Source organism: Kitasatospora sp. NPDC127111 (assembly GCF_042677465.1).
Taxonomy (GTDB): Bacteria; Actinomycetota; Actinomycetes; order Streptomycetales; family Streptomycetaceae; genus Kitasatospora.
This window is the reverse complement of sequence record NZ_JBHXTG010000182.1, coordinates 1-1,002: the sequence shown is the minus strand read 5'-3', so window position 1 is coordinate 1,002 and position 1,002 is coordinate 1. Positions and strand designations below refer to the sequence as shown.

General features: G+C 69.3%; 1 protein-coding gene. It reads right to left on the bottom strand.

What is annotated here, in order from left to right; translation table 11 throughout:
* Positions 1 to 24: 24 nt before the first annotated feature.
* A complete protein-coding gene (locus ACFVHB_RS40175) occupies positions 25 to 921 on the bottom strand; it encodes an IS982 family transposase (protein WP_380332945.1) in 897 nt (298 codons plus the stop codon).
* Between the last annotated feature and the right edge of the window lie 81 nt (positions 922 to 1,002).

Below are 1,002 nucleotides of genomic sequence, written 5' to 3'. Positions count from 1 at the left end.
CTAGACGAGTAGTTCCGAAGTCGGTCAGTGGTCGTAGGCGATGAGCGAGCGGGTGACGGGTCGGCCGGTGGCTCGGTTGTGCCAGATCGCGCAGGTCATCGCCAGCAGCCGCTGGCCGACCCGGGCGACAACACCCTCGATGGTGCGGCCTCCGTGCTGTTCGAGGCCGAGCTGACCCTTGAGGGTGTCGTTGACGGACTCGATCAGCTGGCGAACGGACTTCAGCAGCCCCTCACCAGGGCGAGGGGCGAGGTTGCGGTAGGACGGCCGCAGCAACTGGACGCCGTACTGGTCGAGGAAGCGGTCGAGTTCGGCGGACACGTAGCCCTTGTCGGCGAGGATCAGCAGGCCGGGCCGCTCATGCACGAGATCGGGCTCGGTCTCCACGAGCGCGGCCAGGACCTCGCGCTCGTCGACCTTCGGGCTGGCCAGAGCCCAGGTGACGGGCAGCCCGGCCGGGGTGCAGACCAGGTGCAGTTTCAGGCCCCAGAACCAGCGCGAGTGCGAGCGGCTGTAGCCGTAGCCAGCCCAGCCGGCCAGTGACGAGCGGCGGACGGTGTCGCGGGAGCGGCCGCACTCCACGGGCGTCGAGTCGGTGATCCATACCGGGTCGGACCACAGGTCGCTCGCGCGGGCCAGGTCGCGGATGGCCTGCTGGAGCAACGGGCGAGCCGCGCGCAGACGCTTGTTGTAGCCGGGCCGTTCGGGCAGGTGGGGGAACATACCGCGCAGGTGGGCCCGGGCGAAGCGGATCCAGCGGGCCTCGGAGTGGTAGCCGAGCAGGGCCTGGGCCACGGCCAGGCAGACCAGCTCGGAGTCGGTCAGCCGCGGCGGGCGACCCAGCCAGCGCGTTCGGGGCAGGTGATCATCGATCTGCACGTAGAGTGCCGTCAGGAGGGTGTCCAGCTCTTCGGTCGTCACAACCCGATGCTGGACACCCTCCCTGCATGTCCGAAGCAGAACCGGCAAACCCAGCCGACTTCGGAACTACTCGTCTAGGGC